A 16,386-nucleotide genomic window follows, 5' to 3' on the forward strand; every position below is an offset into this window, starting at 1 on the left:
GCCGCGGCAAGCGGCGGACCAACCGAGGCATTGCAGGTGGACATGAGTGGCCGTCGAGCGGGCAGACCCGCCTGCGGCCGAAAACACGCGAGACGGTGCATTGCTGCGCCGGCTGGCTAGTCATGTGGGGGCGCCGCCGATGCTGAGCCGATTGCAATTGATGACCTCGACCTGCGGGATGAGCCGCCTGACCGCCTCGGCCGGAGCGCTGCTCGCGGCGCTTGCCGTGGCCTCGCCCGCCACCGCGCAGGACATGCCGCAGCAGGCCGCACCGACATCCGACGAGGCCGACACTGCGGCACCGGCAGGCGACATCGTCGTCACCGGGTCCCGCATCCGCAGCCCAAACGCGACGAGCGTCAGCCCGATCAACACTGTTTCGGGTGCCGAGATCGGGGGTCGCGGCGCGACGCGGGTCGAGGACCTCATCAATACTTTGCCCCAAGCCTATGCCGATCAGGGCGGCGGCAATCGCGGCGGCACGGTTGGCGCCAGCGGCACCGCCACCGTAAACTTGCGTAACCTCGGAAACCAGCGCACCCTGGTGCTGATCGATGGCCGCCGCCTGATGCAGGGCGATCCCGCTCGCGGCGCGGCGCAGGCGGCCGACATCAACAATGTCCCCGCCGCGCTGATCCAGCGCATCGACATCGTCACCGGCGGCGCGTCTGCGGTTTATGGTTCGGACGCGCTCGCTGGCGTGGTCAACTTCATCCTGAAGCGCGACTTCGATGGCCTCCAACTTGACGCCACCGCCGGGCTCTTCACGCACACGAATGACAATCCAATCAGCAGCGTCGCCCACACCGCCGGTGTCACTCCCTATAGCGGCGACAACAAGGACGGCGGTCAGCAGAGCGTGTCGCTGACGTTCGGCAAGAACTTCGCGGGGGGTCGCGGCAACGTCACCGCCTTTGTCGGTTATCGGTCGATCGACGGCGTCGGCACCGCCGCCCGCGATTTCTCCAGTTGCAATCTCAACGCGACCGCCGCCGGCTACGCCTGCTCGCTGTCAAGCGCGACGTCGCCCGCCCAATTCCAGCTCACTAACCCGGCTACAGGCGCGGTGCGTGGCAGCTTCACGCTCGATGCCGCAACAGGGAACAGCCTGCGCACCTATCGCAGTTCCGACGGCTTCAACAACGGCAACACCTACGATCTGCAAGCGCCCGACAAGCGCATCAACGCCGATTTGTTCGCCAACTTCAAAGTCTCCGACGCCGCCGATTTTTATGGCGAGTTCATGTTCATGCGCGACGAGGCAGATATCCGCTTGTCGCCGACCGCGACCTTCTCGGTGCCGTTCAGCGTCAATTGTTCGAACCCTTATCTCTCCCCATCCGAACGCAACCAGATTTGCACCTCTGTGGGCCTCACCAACGCGCAAAGCGCGACGGTGATCGTATCGCTCCGCAATGCAGCGGGCGGCTCGCGGCATGATTATACCAACCATGAAAGCTATCGCGGCGTGCTCGGTCTGCGAGGCGATCTGTCGTCGAACTGGCATTACGACATCTACGGTCAGTACGGCCGCACCAATTACGATTCGCGCCTGATCAACGATTACTCGCTCGCGCGCTTCGGCAACGCCTTGCGTGCGGTGACCAACCCAAGCGGCCAGATCGTCTGCGATTCATTGGCGACCAACCCCTCCTGCGTCCCGCTCAACATCTTCGCGATCGGCGGCATCACGCCGACGGCGCTCGACTATGTCCAAAACACCGTCACGCGCACCGGCTATACCGAGGAAGCGATCGCGAGCGCGTCGCTGACCGGCGACCTCGGCTTCGCCAGCCCGTTCGCCTCGCACAAGGTTGGCGTCGCAATCGGCGCGGAATACCGCCGCGAGGAAATCCGTTTTGTTCCCGATCAGTTTTATTCAAGCCGCGACGTTGCGGGCAATTCTGGCGGTGAATTCCCGATCGCCGGCTCCTTCGACGTCAAGGAGGTGTATGCGGAGGTCCGCGTGCCGCTGGTCGAGGACAAGCCCTTCTTCCGCAGCCTGAACGTCGAAGGCGGCGTGCGCTATTCCAGTTACAGCACCGCCGGTGACACCTGGGCCTACAAGGCGGGTGCCGACTGGTCGCCGATCGGCGACATCCGTTTGCGCGGCAGCTACCAGCGCGCGGTACGCGCACCCAATCTGGTGGAACTGTTCGGACCGCAGCGGCAGGTGACCGCCAGCATCTCCGACCCTTGCGAAGGCACCGCCCCGCGCGCGACCGCCGCCCAATGCGCATTGAGCGGCGTGACCGCGGCGCAATACGGCCTGATCCCGCCCGCCGCGGGACAGCAGTCTGGCGCGCTGATCGGAGGCAATCCTCTGCTCGATCCGGAAACCAGCAACACGACGTCGTTCGGCGTGCAGGTGACCCCGCGCTGGCTGCGCGGCATCTCCGTGACCGCCGACTATTTCGACATCGAGGTCAAGAAGCTGATCACCACGGTGCCTGCCGGCATCACGCTCAACCAGTGCATCACCCAGGGCGTATTCTGCGACCTGATCCGGCGCAACTCCGCGACCGGGTCGCTGGTGACAGGCGGCTTCGTTACCACCACCAGCATCAATTCGGGCTATCTGAAGACCAGCGGCATCGACCTGTCGGTCGCGGCGGACCAGAACCTTGCTGACCTATTCGGCGGCAATCCGGGGCGCGTCGCGATCAACGCCGCGGGAACGTCAACGCGCAAATATGAAACGCAGATCTTGCCAGGCTCGCCCGCCTATCGCTGCGAAGGCTATTTCGGGGTCACCTGTGGCGTGCCGATACCCAAATGGCGGCATCGCGTGCTCGTCACCTATACGATGCCGGACGGCGTAGCGTTCTCGGCGACGTGGCGGCATCTCAGCGCGACCCGCAACGACCGGTCGAGCAGCGCACTTTATCTGACGGGCACGTTCCAGCCTTATGACAAGTACCTGCCGACCGTAGATTATCTCGACCTCGGCGTGTCGATCAACGTCGCGCGCCGCTACACGCTGCGGCTGGGGGTGAACAATGTGTTCGATACCGATCCGCCGCTGACCGCCAGCACCGGCACGGGCCAGGTGAGCAACGGCCCCTTCTATGCCGGCATCTACGACTCGCTTGGCCGCTATGTCTTTGCCGGCGTGAGCGCGCGCTTCTGATGCGCGGGCTTGCACGCCGCCTGGGAAGCGTGGGGATGGTGTTAACGGCCGCCCTCCCCGCGCCCGCCTCGCTCGCCGCCCGACAACCGGTCGCCGGCGAGACGATCCGCGTCTTCTTCGACAACGACTTTTTGGGGCCTGGGCAGAGCAACATCCAGGCGATGATCCCGCTGATGCGCGACCCGCGGGTGCGGCTCGAAGGCGTCGGCGTCGTCACCGGCGACGCTTGGCTGACCGAAGAGGTGCAGCACCTGTTGCGCTTCCTCGAGATCGCGCAACGTCGCGACATCAAGGTCCACGCCGGGGCGGAGATGCCGCTGCTGCGCACGCCCGTAGAAATGGCCAATTGGGAGGCCGCCTACGGCAAGGTGCCATTCAAGGGCGCCTGGAGCACGCCCCGGCAGGGGCGCACCTATCATCCGGACCAGCCGCGCCTCGTCCCGCCGCTGACAGAGGGCGCGCCGATGCTGAAGCCCGCTGCCGACGATGCGGTTACCGCGCTGATCCGCGCCGTCCGGGCACATCCGGGCGAGGTCACGATCGTCGCAGCGGGGCCGCTCACCAACATCGCGCTCGCGCTGCGCGTCGCCCCCGACCTCCCGGATCTTGCCAAGGCGATCGTAATCGAAGCGGGCAAGGTCGACACCGGCTTCGGCCGCGCGACCGGCAACACCGACTACGCCACCGACTTCAACTTTCTCTTCGATCCCGAGGCGGCGCACATCGTCCTCACCGCGCCATGGAAGCGGATCACCGCAGTCGGCAACGTCTCGTCGAGCATCAAGATGACGCCCGAGCTCGCCGATCGCATCGCCGCCGCGGGAAAGCCGGTCGGCAGCTATGTAAAGCGCTACGCCCGCCTCGGCCAGCCGCTGTGGGACGAGATCACCGTCGCGGTCGCGCTCGACCCCACGCTCGTTACCGAGGAAGTGGTCGCGCATCTCGATGTCGAGACGCAGCGCAGCGCCAGCTACGGGCAGCCCCTGATCTGGAAATCGGACATGGCGCCCGCCGGCACGCGCGCGGTGCATCTGGTGCGAGCGATCGACGCCGCGCGCTTCACCCGGCGCTTCGTCGAACAGGCCGCACGATGAGCGTCGCCCGCTTCCTGGCCCCGCTTCTGGAGCGCCGCTTCGACCTCGCCGCCCGCGGCACCACGCCCGCGCGCGAGGCAATGGCGGGACTGACGAGCTTTCTTGCCGCGGCCTATCTGATCGTTGTCATCCCCTCGCTGCTGTCGAGCGGTGGGATGGATAAGGGGGCCGCGACGACTGCTGCGATCCTGCTGCTCGCCGGCGGCAGTGCGGCGATGGGGCTTTACGCAAACCTTCCCTTCCTCGTCGGCCCCGGCATCGGCGGGTCAGCGATCCTGGGCGTCACGCTGGCGCAGGTGGAGGGCGTGCCCTGGCCGGTCGGCCTCGGCATCGCGCTCTGCTCAGGCTTCGCCTTCCTGGCGCTGACGCTCACCGGCGCGCGCGGGCTGGTGGTGCGGATGATCCCGCCGCAGATCAAGCTGGGGCTGGGGGCGTCGATCGGCCTGTTCATCGCGCTGCTCGGCTGCCGCGATGCCGGCATGGTGGCGGTCAACGCGCGCTCAAACGCGCTGGCGCTCGGAGACTTCGCCGCCCCCGGCCCGATCGTCGCGCTGATCGGCCTCGCGGTCGCCGTCGCGCTACAGGCGCGGCGCGTGCCCGGTGCGATCCTCGCCGGCATCGCAGCTGCGGCGCTCGCCGGCATCCCCTATGGCCTGACGACGCTGCATGGTGCGGTGTCGCTGCCGCACAGCATCGCGCCGGTCGCCTTCCGACTGGATCCGGTCGGCGCGCTGACGCTCGCGGCCCTGCCCTATATGTTCGCCTTTTTCGCAGGCGAGTTCTTCTCGACGCTGGGCACGACTCTGGCGATCGGCGCCAAGGCCGGGCTGACCGACGCCGAGGGTAATCTGCCGGGGATCGAGCGGCCGTTCCTGGTCGATTCGATCGCGGCGACGGTCGGCCCACTGATCGGTATTCCGGCAGGCACCGCGCTCGTCGAATCCGCTGCCGGTGTCGAAGCGGGCGGCAGGACCGGTTTGACGCCGCTGTGCGCCGCGCTCTGCTTCCTTCTCACGCTCGCGCTGCTGCCGATCGCGATGGCGATTCCGCGCGCGGCGACCGCGCCGGCGCTGATCCTCATCGGCATTTCGATGTTCGGCACGCTCGCGCGTGCGCACCAGAGTGACGCGACCGACCTTTTGCCGGCGATGGCGATGGTGCTGCTCACGCTCATCTCCAACAGCTTCGGCACCGGCATCGCGGGCGGCCTGCTCGCGCACGTCCTGGTCATGCTACTCGCCGGGCGCGCGCGCGAATTGCCCATGGGCCTGATCGTGCTCAGCCTGCCGCTGGGCTATTATTTCTACACCGCCGCCACCGGACACTGACCCGCCATGCCTCAGCCTGCCCAGCTCGGGAACGTTCCCGAGAGCCCCATCGGCCGTCACGTCTCTTTGGAGCAGCGCGCCTTCTTCCACGCCATTCCCAAGGTGGAACTGCACTGCCACCTGCTGGGTGCCGTGCGTCACGACACCTTCGCCGAGCTCGCCGCCCGGCACCATGCGCCGGTCACGCTGGACGAGATCGCCGGCTTCTACACGCGCGGCGAAAAGCCGGTCGGCGTGCTCCACGTGCTGCGTACGCTGGAACGACATCTGCTGCTGGAGCCGGACGCGTTCGAACGCATCGCCTACGAATATCTCGCCGATGCCGCGGCGGAGAACGTCCGGCATGCCGAATTCTTCTGGAACCCGACCGCAAGTCTGCGCGACCGCGGCCTGCCTTACGGGGAAATGCAGGCGGCGATCCTCGCCGGCATGACGCGCGCTGAGGCGGATCATGGCATCACGTCGCTGCTGATCCCCAGCATCGACCGGGAGGCGGGCGCCGACGCCGCCCTCGACATGGTGCAGGCGATGATCGCGCACCCCGACCGGCGGGTCGCCGGGATCGGCATCGATTATCGCGAGACCGAGAACCCTCCCCAACGCTTCGTCGCGGCCTATGCGCTGGCGCGCGAGGTGGGCTTGCGCGCCACTGCGCACGCCGGCGAATTCGGCGAGCCGTGGACCAATGTGGAAACCGCGGTCGACCGCCTCCACGTCGATCGGATCGACCACGGCTATACGATCGTCGACAATCTGATGCTCGCGCAGCGTTATGCCAAGGCCGGCATGGTATTTACTGTCGTACCGACCAACAGCTGGTACCTGCGTACGCTGCCGCGCGAGCGGTGGGCGCTCGATCACCCGATCCGGCGCATGGCGGAGCTCGGCCTGAGGCTGCACCCGAACACCGACGATCCGACGCTCCACAACGTTACCCCGGCCGGAGCCTGGGAACTGATGTACTCGCACCTGGGCTTCGACGTCGCGGCGTTGCGCGCCATGATGCTCAACGGCATCGCGGGAAGCTGGGCGACGCCCGAACAGCGGCAGCGGTGGCAGGCGGAGTTCACGCTCGACTTCGACGCGGCCGCGGCCGCCACGGACCTCGCATGACCAACGGCGCGACCGCCGTGGTCGTTCGCCTGAGCGATGCGGCCGCGGCCGAGGTGCCGCCCGCTGTCCGAGCAATGGCCAAGCTGTGCATGCTGGACTGGTTCGGGCTCGCGATCGCAGGGTTGCGGGAGCCGGTGGCGGAGCTGCTGCTCGCCGAGGTGCAGACCGAGGGCGCGACACCGGCGGCGACGATCCTGGGCATGGGAAAGCTGTTCAGCGGACGGCAGGCGGCGCTGGTGCATGGCGTCGCCGGGCATGCGCTCGACTTCGATGACGTGCACCTCGCAATGCACGTCCACCCAACGACCGTGATCCTACCGCCGCTGCTCGCGCTTGCCGAGATGCGCAGGCTTAGCGGAGACGCGGTGCTACGCGCCTTCGTCGCCGGCTACGAAGCCGCCGGCATGATCGGCGCCGCGCTGAGCGGCCCGCATTACGCACGCGGCTTCCACGCGACGGGGACGATCGGCGCGATGGGCGCGGCGGTCGGATGCGCCCATGTGCTGGGCCTCGACGCACCGGGACAGGCACGCGCGCTCGGACTGGCGGCGTCGATGGCGGCCGGGTTGAAGGCACAGTTCGGCACGATGGCGAAGCCCATGCACGCCGGCCGGGCGGCGGAGGCTGGCTTGCTCGCCGCCCTGCGCGCCGAGCGCGGCGTCACCGGCTCCACAACGATATTGGAAGGAAGCCAGGGCTTCGCCGACACCCAGGCCGAAGGCTGGCCCGCGGATGCGCCGGTCTGGTCCGGCTATCATCTGCTCGACAACCGCTTCAAGTTCCACGCTGCCTGCTTCGGCGTCCACGGCACGCTGGAGGCGATCGGCGCGCTGCGGCGTGCGCATGCGTTCGCCGCCGGGGACGTAAAGGCGGTACGGCTAACCGTGCATCCGGACCGCGACGCAATGTGCAACCTCTCCGATCCGCGAGACGGCAATGCCGCCAAGTTCAGCCTGCGCTTCAACGCCGCCCTCGCGCTCGCGGGTCGCGCCACCGCCATTCCCGCAACCTATACGGACGCCGTCGTCATCGATTCGGAACTGCGTCGCCTGCACGATCGGGCGGCCGTAACGCTGGCGGAGGGTGCTTGGCCCGAGGACATGACCGCGGTCGACGTCGAGCTGCACGACGGCCGAACACTGCGCGAGACGCGCGACATGGCAAAGCAGCGCCTGCTGCCGGACGCCACGGCCACTGCGGTCGCGGCCAAGTTCGACGCGCTCGCGGGCCCACGGATCGGAGCCGCCGCCGCCGGACATCTGCGCGCGGCGATCGACCGCTTTGAAGACCATCCGGTCACAGCGTTACTAGCCATGACGGCATCGCTTCGCTGATCCTGCGCTCGCCTCGAAACGATCGACCGGCAGCGGCGATCCGCCGCAACGAGAGCCTCGCCGTTGGCAGAGCATGGGACTCATAACATGCCAACCTTCTAACGCTTCATGCGCTATTTCAGGGCGGTCGGCCGGTTCGGCTCTAGCCGTCGCGCTGCCGCGGAACCGCACGTCTCCGCCTCCGCCATCGATCGCCAGATCTTGCCCACCCTACTGCTGGTAGAAGCCAATCTTTTCCGACCACACCTCCTAAGAAGACAAGGAGAGCATTTATCCTCAGCGAAAAAGCAATGCGGCTTCCGCTCGCTTGATGCCGCTACGTGTTCCCTGATCTTCGTGCGTGGCCGCTTCAGCGCTGCTCATGATGCAGCAGGTCGACCCACAGCCTCAACGTACGCCACCAAGATCACATGGCGCTATCCTGATGACATACCGCCGCCGGTTGAGCCGAAGGCCATCGAGATTGGCACCAGAGCCATTGAAGAAGGCATGGGCATGTCGGTCCTCCATGTCGCTCCAACCGGCATCATCTCAGCCTGCGACCCTGCCGAAGCAGCGTATGCGAACGTGCTTCGCCCGCCCGACCTTTGCCATCTCTTTCCGGTCGGCTCGAGGTTTTCGCCGCCAGCCGTCCGCAAGGGAAAACCAGTGCGTCGCATCGTAACTGTGAAGATCGACATGGGCAGCGTCGTGGCGCGCTGACGGGAGCTTCAAATTACGGTCCGCGTGCCGGAGAGACGCTGATACAATGTTGGGTGCTGAGTCCTGCGTCAGATGGCACGGCTTCGCGACTCCCGCGTTCTCTTCGGCTATAAGCAAGGGGGTGGCGTGAAAAGCAGATTGGGTGTGGGGTTGGGCTGGGCGCTGTTGATCGCGACCGATCCGGCGGCTGCGCAGCAGGCGCGGGACGAAGTCGTGCAGGACGAGGCTTCACAAGCACCCGCGCAGGACGTGCAGGGGCGCGGCGCGGTCGGGCAACAGGGCCCTGCCAGTTCTCCCGGGAATACTCAGGCACAGCCGGACAGCGGCGCCGCTGCTTCCAGCACGGCGCAACAGGAAGTGTTCCCATCGGCACTCACCGCCGACACACGCAGGCCGCCACCCCCCGGCCTGATCGGCGACTGGCTCGCGATCCGCACCCGGCTGGCACGTCGCGGCATCGGCCTGACCGCGCGCTACGCCTCAGAAAGTGCCTACAATGTCACCGGTGGTGAACGGCAGGTGTTCCGGGAAACCGGTCAGTTCGACGCAGGCATGCTGCTCGACCTGGACAAGGTTGCCGGATTGAAGGGCGGTGCCTTCCAAGCGACTCTTACCTGGCGGCGCGGCCGCAATCTCAGCGACGATGCCGGGCTTGGCACGCTTCAACAGGTGCAGGAGGTTTATGGACGTGGCCAGACGCTTCGAGTGACGCAGCTGTGGTACGAGCAGGTGATCGGCGACACGCTGGAGCTAAAGCTTGGCCTCACCAACCCAGGCGAGGATTTTGCGGCGTTCTCCTGCCAGTTCATGAATTTGAGCTTCTGCGGAGCGCAACCGGGCAATCTGGCCGGCGATTATTGGTTCAATTGGCCTGTCAGTCAGCTGGGTGCGCGCGCCCGGGTGACGTTGGACAAGACGCACTATGTGTCGGCGGCGGTGTACCAGATCAACCCGCGCAACCTGAATGACGGCTTCTTTGTCGCGCATGTCGACGGCGGCACCGGTGTGCTGATTCCAGTAGAGGCGGGCTGGACGCCAACTGCCGGCGACGGGCGGGTCGGCGCGTACAAGATCGGTGGCTGGATCGCCACTGCCGACGCAAACGATGTCTATCTGGACGTGAACCGACGCCCGCAGGCGGTTACCGGCCTGGAGCCCCTGCAGCGTTCGTCGCGCTACGGCGTCTACGTCAATGTGGAACAGCAGCTCACTGGCCGCGCCCGAGACGGCAAGGCAGTGTCCGGCCTCAGTGTCTTCGCCAATGTCACCCAGACGGACCGGCAGACCAGCGTCACCGACAATCAGGTTTCGCTCGGCCTGTTCTATCGTGGCCTCGCGCCCCGTCTTCGCGGTGAGGTGCTCGGCATTGCGGTGGCGCGGACCAGCGTGAATGGCCGGGTCGCACGCGGACAGCGGCTCTCCCCCATGGCGGAACGAATCCAGGACGGGGCCGAGCAGGCTGCCGAGTTGTTCTACTCGATTCAGCCGCTCGAAGGGCTGGAACTCAGGCCCAATGTGCAATGGATCCGGCATCCGGGCGGCGTAAAGCAGGCGGACAATGTAAGCGTGGTCGGACTGAAAGCGGCGATCACGCTGTAGCCGAGCGCGATCGAATAGCTCAAGCCGATCTGGCCAATCGCACAGACAAAGAGAGAGCTTTTCGTTTGAACGTTCCGGCCTTTTCGCGGTGGCCAAAGCCACCGAAAACTGGGCGTTCACGCGCCTCTTCTTCGCTTTCCACAGCCAGAGCTCGATTTATTTTCAGCATGTCGTCGTCGCTGTATGCGGCCGGTTGGTTGCCGCTTGCCAAGCGCTCTGATCGCCGCCAGCGCTGCTGCCCAGCGGAAGAGATATTGGGGTTCGTTACGAAGCGATAATCGGGGCTGCAGGAACCGCCGCAGCGGACCTGGCCCGCTGTCGAAAGGCATTTTTCTAGCGGAAAAAAGGCCCGACTTGCGCCGGCAAAGCCTAGCAACAACAATTAGTTATTAACCATATTGACAGTGTGGAGAAATGCAGCGAGCCTAAGCCCTGCAGCCTAGCTGCATATTTCGACCGTTCGACAAAGCGTTGACCTAGTACGGCACAATGGACTTCGCATGGCGCGCCAGAACGCCAGCAGCAATTCAGAGGTTCAACCCAATACGTCTTCAGGTATAAGGGGAATTCTGATGATTAGACTTGCGTCATTAGCCGTTGCGGCCACCCTCCTAACAACAGCCGCCCATGCATCAACGATCGATTTTGAAGCTCAGTTCTTTGATAACTTTGGATACGAAAAAACTACATTCACTGAAGGCGGCTTTCGCGTTGAAATAGCCCCAACAAGCATTTTCGGCATGTTCCTTATCAATGACCCAACCAGGCAAGTGGGCTTGTGCGGATCAGAAGGGTGCGCGGCGAACGGCACGACGGCTTACTATGGCTTAAACGAAACAAGCATTTCATTTTCTCAAACCAACGGCGGCCTATTCTCACTAAGCTCCTTAGATGCAGCCCAGACCTTTTTGGGAATGGGCCGTCCCCTGACCCTAACTCTCACGGGCATCAAGGCAAACAGCGTAGTAACAAGCACGATCTTCGTCGGCGCAGATGCGGCCGGGACCTTTGCGACCTTCACGTTCGCGGACTTCGTGAACCTCTCGTCATTGACCATCACCGGAAGCCAGGATTACCCTGAATTTGCCTTGGACAACGTCGTTCTCAACGCAGGGGCGGTGCCTGAGCCTGCTACGTGGACCATGATGATCGGTGGCTTCGGCATGGTTGGAGGCGCAATGCGTCGACGCCGGGTTAGCACGAAGGTCAGTGTCGCCTCATAATCCGATCCTGCGGACAAGCAGGCAGAAGCAGCTGATCGAGTAGCGGCTTGTTCGGATTGGTCTTGGCACGGCTTGGCTGCTTGGCGCTTCCGATCCGCGGTCAAAGGTCCGCTAAAGAGGTCGAAAACGAACCCGGGATTGATCGATCGCGGACGATAGCGGCCGCCCTGCTCAATCGCTGAGAGGACCCGGAAACGGTCATTGAACGCTCCTGCCCGCCTCGCTGCTTCGGACATTCATTCCTGCCGATCTTCTCAGAAGCGCGGGTTCAAACTTGCAATGGGAATGGCGTGGAAGGATGTTCTTCGAGCCGGCCGCTTGCGGGTCAGAAAGCGCGCATGGCCCTCATTGGCTGGCTCAGTCGACTTTTTCGAAAGAGACGGTGGCGCAGGACGACATAGAGTTCCGTCGGGTGGAAGGCGGCACCCAGCGACAAGATCGCCACCCAGGGCATATTCGGCCGACAAGTTGACGAAGATACGAGGGGGCCTTCCTAGCGCAGTTTACCACAGTCAGTGGCACCCGATGCAGGCAACAGGCGGCGATATTCCTGTTCGGCATAGCCATACGTGTCGCCCACAAGCTCCAACAGCGCGTCACGATCGCGGACCATAAGGCTTCCTCTCGTCGAACGTATCGCCTGGCTTTCCTCCAATCTATGGAGTGCATCCGTAACACTGCTACGGCGAACTCCGAGCATCAAGCGAAATTCTTCGTGCGTCATGCAGATTTCGTCCCCGCGGACACGGTCGTGATAGAGCAGGATCCAACGCGCCATCCGTCGCTCGATTGAATGAGCGAGCGACGACACGATCGTCCGCGCCATCTGACTCATCAATACGCCGGTAAAGCGCAGCAGAACTACACGGATATTTGGCTGGGCATTGATCGCCGTTTGGAGATGATCTGCTCGCAAGCGCATCGCCACACCGTCCTCGGCGCGCATGACGACATCATGTGGCCAGCGATCATTACCGAGGAGCACCGGCCAGCCGATGAATCCCTCATTCCCAACCAGGGCGACCGCGTACCTCCGATCATCCTCCAGGGTGTCCAGAACAGCCGCAATTCCTGTGAGCGGGAAACAGACGCTGTCGGCGGGATCGCCAGCGCGTGCGATTATATCGCCGTTACGAAAAGAAACCCGTTCGAGGTGGGGCTCCAATGCCGCCCGGTCAGCACCGGACAGCACCTGCAGCAAGCCATTCTCATGCTGTTCTATACCAGGTGCTGACGCCGGGTCGATTAGGCTTAGAAGTTGGGTATCCATTCGGTCAGCCTACAAGCGGGACGTGGCATCGGCCAGCCCGATCTGCTTGGTCTACTTTCGTACCGAAACGGTCGTCGCCACCGATGTGTTGCCTCCTGAACCATACAGGAGGACAATTTGCGCAACGTTTACCGTTTCGGCCCACTAGCGGCCGCTCTCATCGTCGCGGCCATGCCAGCGATCGCGCAATCCCCTCGCTCGATGTCCGCTCCGCCCCCTCCCCCGCCTCCCGCGACGTCTGTCCAGCCTGCCAAGGCGGCGCCCGACATGCAGGCCGTGCTCGATGCCCTTGCGTCACTTGGCGGCAAGCCAATCGAGACGCTGACCCCCGCCGAGGCGCGTATGCAGCCGTCGGCCGCTGATGGCGCCAAGGCAGTGATGGCCAAGAAGGGCATTTCTCCGGAGCCCGACGCTTCCGTGACGACCCAAGACGTACCGTACGGATCAGATACCAAGCAATTTGCGCGCATCTACAAGCCGGTCAACGCCCCCGCTGGAGGCAAGCCGATGCCAGTCGTCGTCTATTACCACGGCGGGGGCTGGGTGATCGCCGATGTTGCGACCTACGATGCGGCACCACGCGCTATGGCGAAGGCGTTGAATGCCATCGTCGTCTCGGTGGAATACCGCCATGCCCCCGAATTCAAGTTCCCCGCTCAGCATGAGGATGCGGCAGCGGCCTACCGCTGGACGCTGCAGAACGCGGCGAGCTGGGGCGGCGACCCGGCCCGGATCGCCACGGTCGGTGAGAGCGCCGGTGGCAATCTCGCGGTCGCGACAGCTATTTATGCGCGTGACAACGGCCTGACGCTGCCGCGCCACATCGTGTCGGTCTACCCGATCGCCAACAGCAGCATGACCCTGCCGTCTCGACGGGACTCGGCAAATGCCAAGCCGTTGAACGGCGCCATGCTGCCCTGGTTCGGCTATTACTATCAGAACAGCAAGGCGGATGCGCAGGATCCCCGGTTGAACTTGGTCGCCGCAAACCTCCGTGGGCTTCCCCCGACGACGATCATCAACGCGCAGATCGATCCGCTGCGCTCGGATGGCGAAACGCTGGCGGCCGCCATGCGTGCAGCCGGCGACCAGGTCGAACAGAAGACCTATCCGGGCGTGACCCACGAATTCTTCGGCATGGCCAAAGTCGTGGGCGGCGCGAAGCAAGCAAACGATCTCGCCGTTGCACGGCTCAAAACAGCGCTGGCGCGTTGACCAAAGGGAGGGGCGGCGCCTGCCGCCCTTCACCTGTTCACCTTATCCGCCGGCGACCCCGCCGCGCTCACCGATGTCATCGATAGGAAACTGCCCATGAAGAAAGCCGCCCCCTATGCCGCCGCGATCGCCGCCGTCGGCCTGGTCGCCGCTGCGGCAGCCGGCGTCGCGCATGCCCAGGGACGCAGCGCACAGCTGACCCAGGTGGCGCAGTTCGATCATCAGGCCACCGGCGTGGCGGTGACCGAAGATGGCCGACGCTTCGTCAACTTTCCCCGCTGGACCGACGACGCGCCCATCTCGGTTGCCGAGGTGATGAAGGACGGATCCTTACGCCCCTATCCCGACGCCAAGTGGAACAGCTGGCGCAACGCCCGCGCCAACGAACTGCCGGTCGGCGATTACTTCGTCTGCGTGCAATCGATCGTGCCGGATGGCCACGGCAATCTCTGGGTGCTGGATCCCGGCGCGCCCGGAAACGAGAAGATCCTCGAAGGCGCGCCCAAGCTCGTCCGCATCGATCTGGCATCCAACACGGTGACGAAGACGATCCTGGTTCCCGGCGATGTGGCATTGCAGGGCACCTACCTCAACGACATCCGCTTCTCGCCCGACGGCAAGACCGGCTACATCACCGACAGCGGTACGCGCGGCGCGATCATCGTCGTCGACCTAGAGAGCGGCAAGAGCCACCGCGCGCTCGACGGGCACGCCTCGACGCAGATCGACAAGACGGTGAAGGTGACGCTCGACGGCAAGCCGCTGGTCCGTCCCGATGGCCGCCAGCCGGCCTTCGCCGCCGATGGCATCGCGATCTCCAAAGACGGCAAGACGCTCTACTATCAGGCGCTGACCGGAAAGACGCTGTACGCGATCGACACCGCCAAGCTGCGGTCGGACGTCAGCGAGGCCGACAGGGCGGCAGCGGTGAAGACGGTCGCGCAGACCCACGTTGCCGACGGCCTATGGATGAGCAAGGCAGGCGTGCTCTACCTCACCTCGCCGACCGACTATGCGATCAAGCGGCTGAACGGCGCGACCGTCGAGACGGTGCTGACCGACCGCCGCCTACGCTGGCCCGACACCTTCTCCGAAGGGCGTGACGGGACGATGTACGTCACCGCTAGTCATATTCAGGACACCAACTGGTTCACGCCCGGCGCACCGCCGTCGATCAAGACGCAACTATTCTCCTTCGCGCCCGCCAAGTGATCGGACACCCCATGACCTATCTGCGCTATTCGCCCAACATCGAAACACCAGAGTCCGACGAACAGGAGAACATCGACGGCATCATCCAGGGCATGACCCAGGAGAGCCAGACGGTCGAAAAGCGTGACGGGCACGCGGTACGGGCGAGCCATGCCAAGAGCACGGCTTGCGTGATCGGCCAGCTCATCGTCGCACCCGGGTTGCCGCCCGAGCTCGCCCAAGGCCTATTTGCGGAACCCGGCGCGTTCGATGTCGCCGTCCGCTTCGCGCAAGGACCCGGTGAAAAGCTCGGCGATCGCGTCTCGACCCATCGTGGCATGTCAATCAAGGTGTTCGGCGTCGAGGGCGCGAAGCTGCCCGGCCATGACGCGCCGACGCAGGACTTCGTCCTCGCCAGTGGCACGACCTTCCCGGCGGGGACCGCCGCAGGCTTCCTCTCGCAAGCCAAGAAGATTGGCTTGACGGTTCCCATGCCCGAGGGGGTAAAGAGCGAGGCAGCCTCTGTTGCTCGAAACATCAACAAGATGTTGAACGCCGTCGGTGCGAGTCCAAGCCCGACGCTGGACTTCTATGGCCACCCCTTCAGCCACCCGCTGGTCGAGGAATATTTCAGCCAATGCCCGGTGCGCTTCGGCGAGCATGTCGCCAAGATCGGGGCTTTCCCCGTCGCAGCCGAGCAACGGGCGCTCGCCGATTGGCAGCTCGACCCGCATCAGGATGAGGATGGCTTCCGCCATGCCGCGGTGGATTACTTCGCGAGCAACGATGCGATGTTCGAGCTTCGGGCACAGCTGTGGACCGATGCCGAGACGCAGCCCATCGAGGACACCTCCGTCGACTGGCCGACGAACGAAAGTTCGTACCGCACCGTCGCCACGATCCGGCTGCCGCGGCAATCGGCCTATGGTCCCGACCGCGTCCGCTACTTCGATGAGGTGATGACGTTCCGCCCGGCTCATAGCCTGGAAGCACACCGCCCGCTGGGCGGCGTGATGCGGGCGCGCATGCAGGTCTACCAGGCGCTCAGCGACTTCCGCCACCGGGAGAACGGCATCGCCGCCGCGAACACCGCCACCATCCAGGACATTCCGGCCTGAGCTGGAACGCCAGTGCTGTTCAGTGTGAGAGGACGATCATGAAGCTGCAAGACACCCACGACATTCAGC

The 16,386-nt window shown here is 64.7% G+C and carries 12 protein-coding genes; 11 read left to right on the plus strand and 1 reads right to left on the minus strand.

The features are described 5' to 3' along the window. Positions 1 to 139: 139 nt before the first annotated feature. The 8 genes from GGQ96_RS00905 (at position 140) to GGQ96_RS00940 (ending at position 11,523) form a co-directional block, all read left to right on the plus strand. Positions 140 to 3,130, plus strand: a complete 2,991-nt coding sequence (locus GGQ96_RS00905; RefSeq protein ID WP_221239739.1) for a TonB-dependent receptor domain-containing protein — start codon at positions 140 to 142, stop codon at positions 3,128 to 3,130. A 35-nt stretch (positions 3,131 to 3,165) separates the two neighbouring features. Next, complete coding sequence (locus GGQ96_RS00910; protein WP_221239740.1) at positions 3,166 to 4,224, plus strand: nucleoside hydrolase; 1,059 nt, start codon at positions 3,166 to 3,168, stop codon at positions 4,222 to 4,224. Further along, positions 4,221 to 5,552 carry an NCS2 family permease gene (locus GGQ96_RS00915; protein ID WP_184110685.1) on the plus strand — a complete coding sequence of 444 codons (1,332 nt, stop codon included), beginning with the start codon at positions 4,221 to 4,223 and terminating at the stop codon, positions 5,550 to 5,552. The genes GGQ96_RS00910 and GGQ96_RS00915 overlap by 4 nt, the downstream gene beginning before the upstream one ends. 6 nt (positions 5,553 to 5,558) lie before the next feature. Continuing rightward, positions 5,559 to 6,665, plus strand: coding sequence for an adenosine deaminase family protein (locus GGQ96_RS00920; protein WP_184110686.1), 1,107 nt, complete (start codon positions 5,559 to 5,561; stop codon positions 6,663 to 6,665). Further along, the gene (locus GGQ96_RS00925; RefSeq protein ID WP_184110688.1) at positions 6,662 to 7,999 is read left to right on the plus strand and encodes an MmgE/PrpD family protein; all 1,338 of its coding nucleotides are present in this window, start codon (positions 6,662 to 6,664) and stop codon (positions 7,997 to 7,999) included. The genes GGQ96_RS00920 and GGQ96_RS00925 overlap by 4 nt, the downstream gene beginning before the upstream one ends. 108 nt (positions 8,000 to 8,107) lie before the next feature. Beyond that, positions 8,108 to 8,701 carry a helix-turn-helix domain-containing protein gene (locus tag GGQ96_RS21635; RefSeq protein WP_281392600.1) on the plus strand — a complete coding sequence of 198 codons (594 nt, stop codon included), beginning with the start codon at positions 8,108 to 8,110 and terminating at the stop codon, positions 8,699 to 8,701. 126 nt (positions 8,702 to 8,827) lie between these two features. Beyond that, the gene (locus GGQ96_RS00935) at positions 8,828 to 10,300 is read left to right on the plus strand and encodes a carbohydrate porin (RefSeq protein WP_343058886.1); all 1,473 of its coding nucleotides are present in this window, start codon (positions 8,828 to 8,830) and stop codon (positions 10,298 to 10,300) included. Positions 10,301 to 10,800: 500 nt separating this feature from the next. After that, complete coding sequence (locus GGQ96_RS00940; RefSeq protein ID WP_184110693.1) at positions 10,801 to 11,523, plus strand: NF038120 family PEP-CTERM protein; 723 nt, start codon at positions 10,801 to 10,803, stop codon at positions 11,521 to 11,523. 493 nt (positions 11,524 to 12,016) lie between these two features. Here GGQ96_RS00940 and GGQ96_RS00945 read toward each other — a convergent pair whose 3' ends face one another. Then, the gene (locus GGQ96_RS00945) at positions 12,017 to 12,715 is read right to left on the minus strand and encodes a Crp/Fnr family transcriptional regulator (RefSeq protein ID WP_343058925.1); all 699 of its coding nucleotides are present in this window, start codon (positions 12,713 to 12,715) and stop codon (positions 12,017 to 12,019) included. 345 nt (positions 12,716 to 13,060) lie between these two features. Here GGQ96_RS00945 and GGQ96_RS00950 point away from each other — a divergent pair, with 345 nt between their 5' ends. The 3 genes from GGQ96_RS00950 (at position 13,061) to GGQ96_RS00960 (ending at position 16,317) form a co-directional block, all read left to right on the plus strand. Further along, positions 13,061 to 14,008: an alpha/beta hydrolase gene (locus tag GGQ96_RS00950; RefSeq protein WP_246359995.1), complete on the plus strand. Its 948-nt coding sequence runs from the start codon at positions 13,061 to 13,063 to the stop codon at positions 14,006 to 14,008. Positions 14,009 to 14,104: 96 nt separating this feature from the next. After that, complete coding sequence (locus GGQ96_RS00955; protein ID WP_246359996.1) at positions 14,105 to 15,220, plus strand: major royal jelly family protein; 1,116 nt, start codon at positions 14,105 to 14,107, stop codon at positions 15,218 to 15,220. 11 nt (positions 15,221 to 15,231) lie between these two features. Continuing rightward, positions 15,232 to 16,317 carry a catalase family protein gene (locus tag GGQ96_RS00960; RefSeq protein ID WP_184110696.1) on the plus strand — a complete coding sequence of 362 codons (1,086 nt, stop codon included), beginning with the start codon at positions 15,232 to 15,234 and terminating at the stop codon, positions 16,315 to 16,317. Positions 16,318 to 16,386: the final 69 nt, after the last annotated feature.

Source organism: Sphingomonas abaci (assembly GCF_014199625.1).
Taxonomy (GTDB): Bacteria; Pseudomonadota; Alphaproteobacteria; order Sphingomonadales; family Sphingomonadaceae; genus Sphingomonas; species Sphingomonas abaci.

Excerpts from the sequence above, each read along its gene's own strand:
- GGQ96_RS00905 (WP_221239739.1), top strand. The coding sequence starts at position 140 with ATGCTGAGCCGATTGCAATTGATGACCTCGACCTGCGGGATGAGCCGC.
- GGQ96_RS00910 (WP_221239740.1), top strand. The coding sequence starts at position 3,166 with ATGGTGTTAACGGCCGCCCTCCCCGCGCCCGCCTCGCTCGCCGCCCGA.
- GGQ96_RS00915 (WP_184110685.1), top strand. The coding sequence starts at position 4,221 with ATGAGCGTCGCCCGCTTCCTGGCCCCGCTTCTGGAGCGCCGCTTCGAC.
- GGQ96_RS00920 (WP_184110686.1), top strand. The coding sequence starts at position 5,559 with ATGCCTCAGCCTGCCCAGCTCGGGAACGTTCCCGAGAGCCCCATCGGC.
- GGQ96_RS00925 (WP_184110688.1), top strand. The coding sequence starts at position 6,662 with ATGACCAACGGCGCGACCGCCGTGGTCGTTCGCCTGAGCGATGCGGCC.
- GGQ96_RS21635 (WP_281392600.1), top strand. The coding sequence starts at position 8,108 with ATGCGCTATTTCAGGGCGGTCGGCCGGTTCGGCTCTAGCCGTCGCGCT.
- GGQ96_RS00940 (WP_184110693.1), top strand. The coding sequence starts at position 10,801 with ATGGCGCGCCAGAACGCCAGCAGCAATTCAGAGGTTCAACCCAATACG.
- GGQ96_RS00950 (WP_246359995.1), top strand. The coding sequence starts at position 13,061 with ATGCAGGCCGTGCTCGATGCCCTTGCGTCACTTGGCGGCAAGCCAATC.
- GGQ96_RS00955 (WP_246359996.1), top strand. The coding sequence starts at position 14,105 with ATGAAGAAAGCCGCCCCCTATGCCGCCGCGATCGCCGCCGTCGGCCTG.
- GGQ96_RS00960 (WP_184110696.1), top strand. The coding sequence starts at position 15,232 with ATGACCTATCTGCGCTATTCGCCCAACATCGAAACACCAGAGTCCGAC.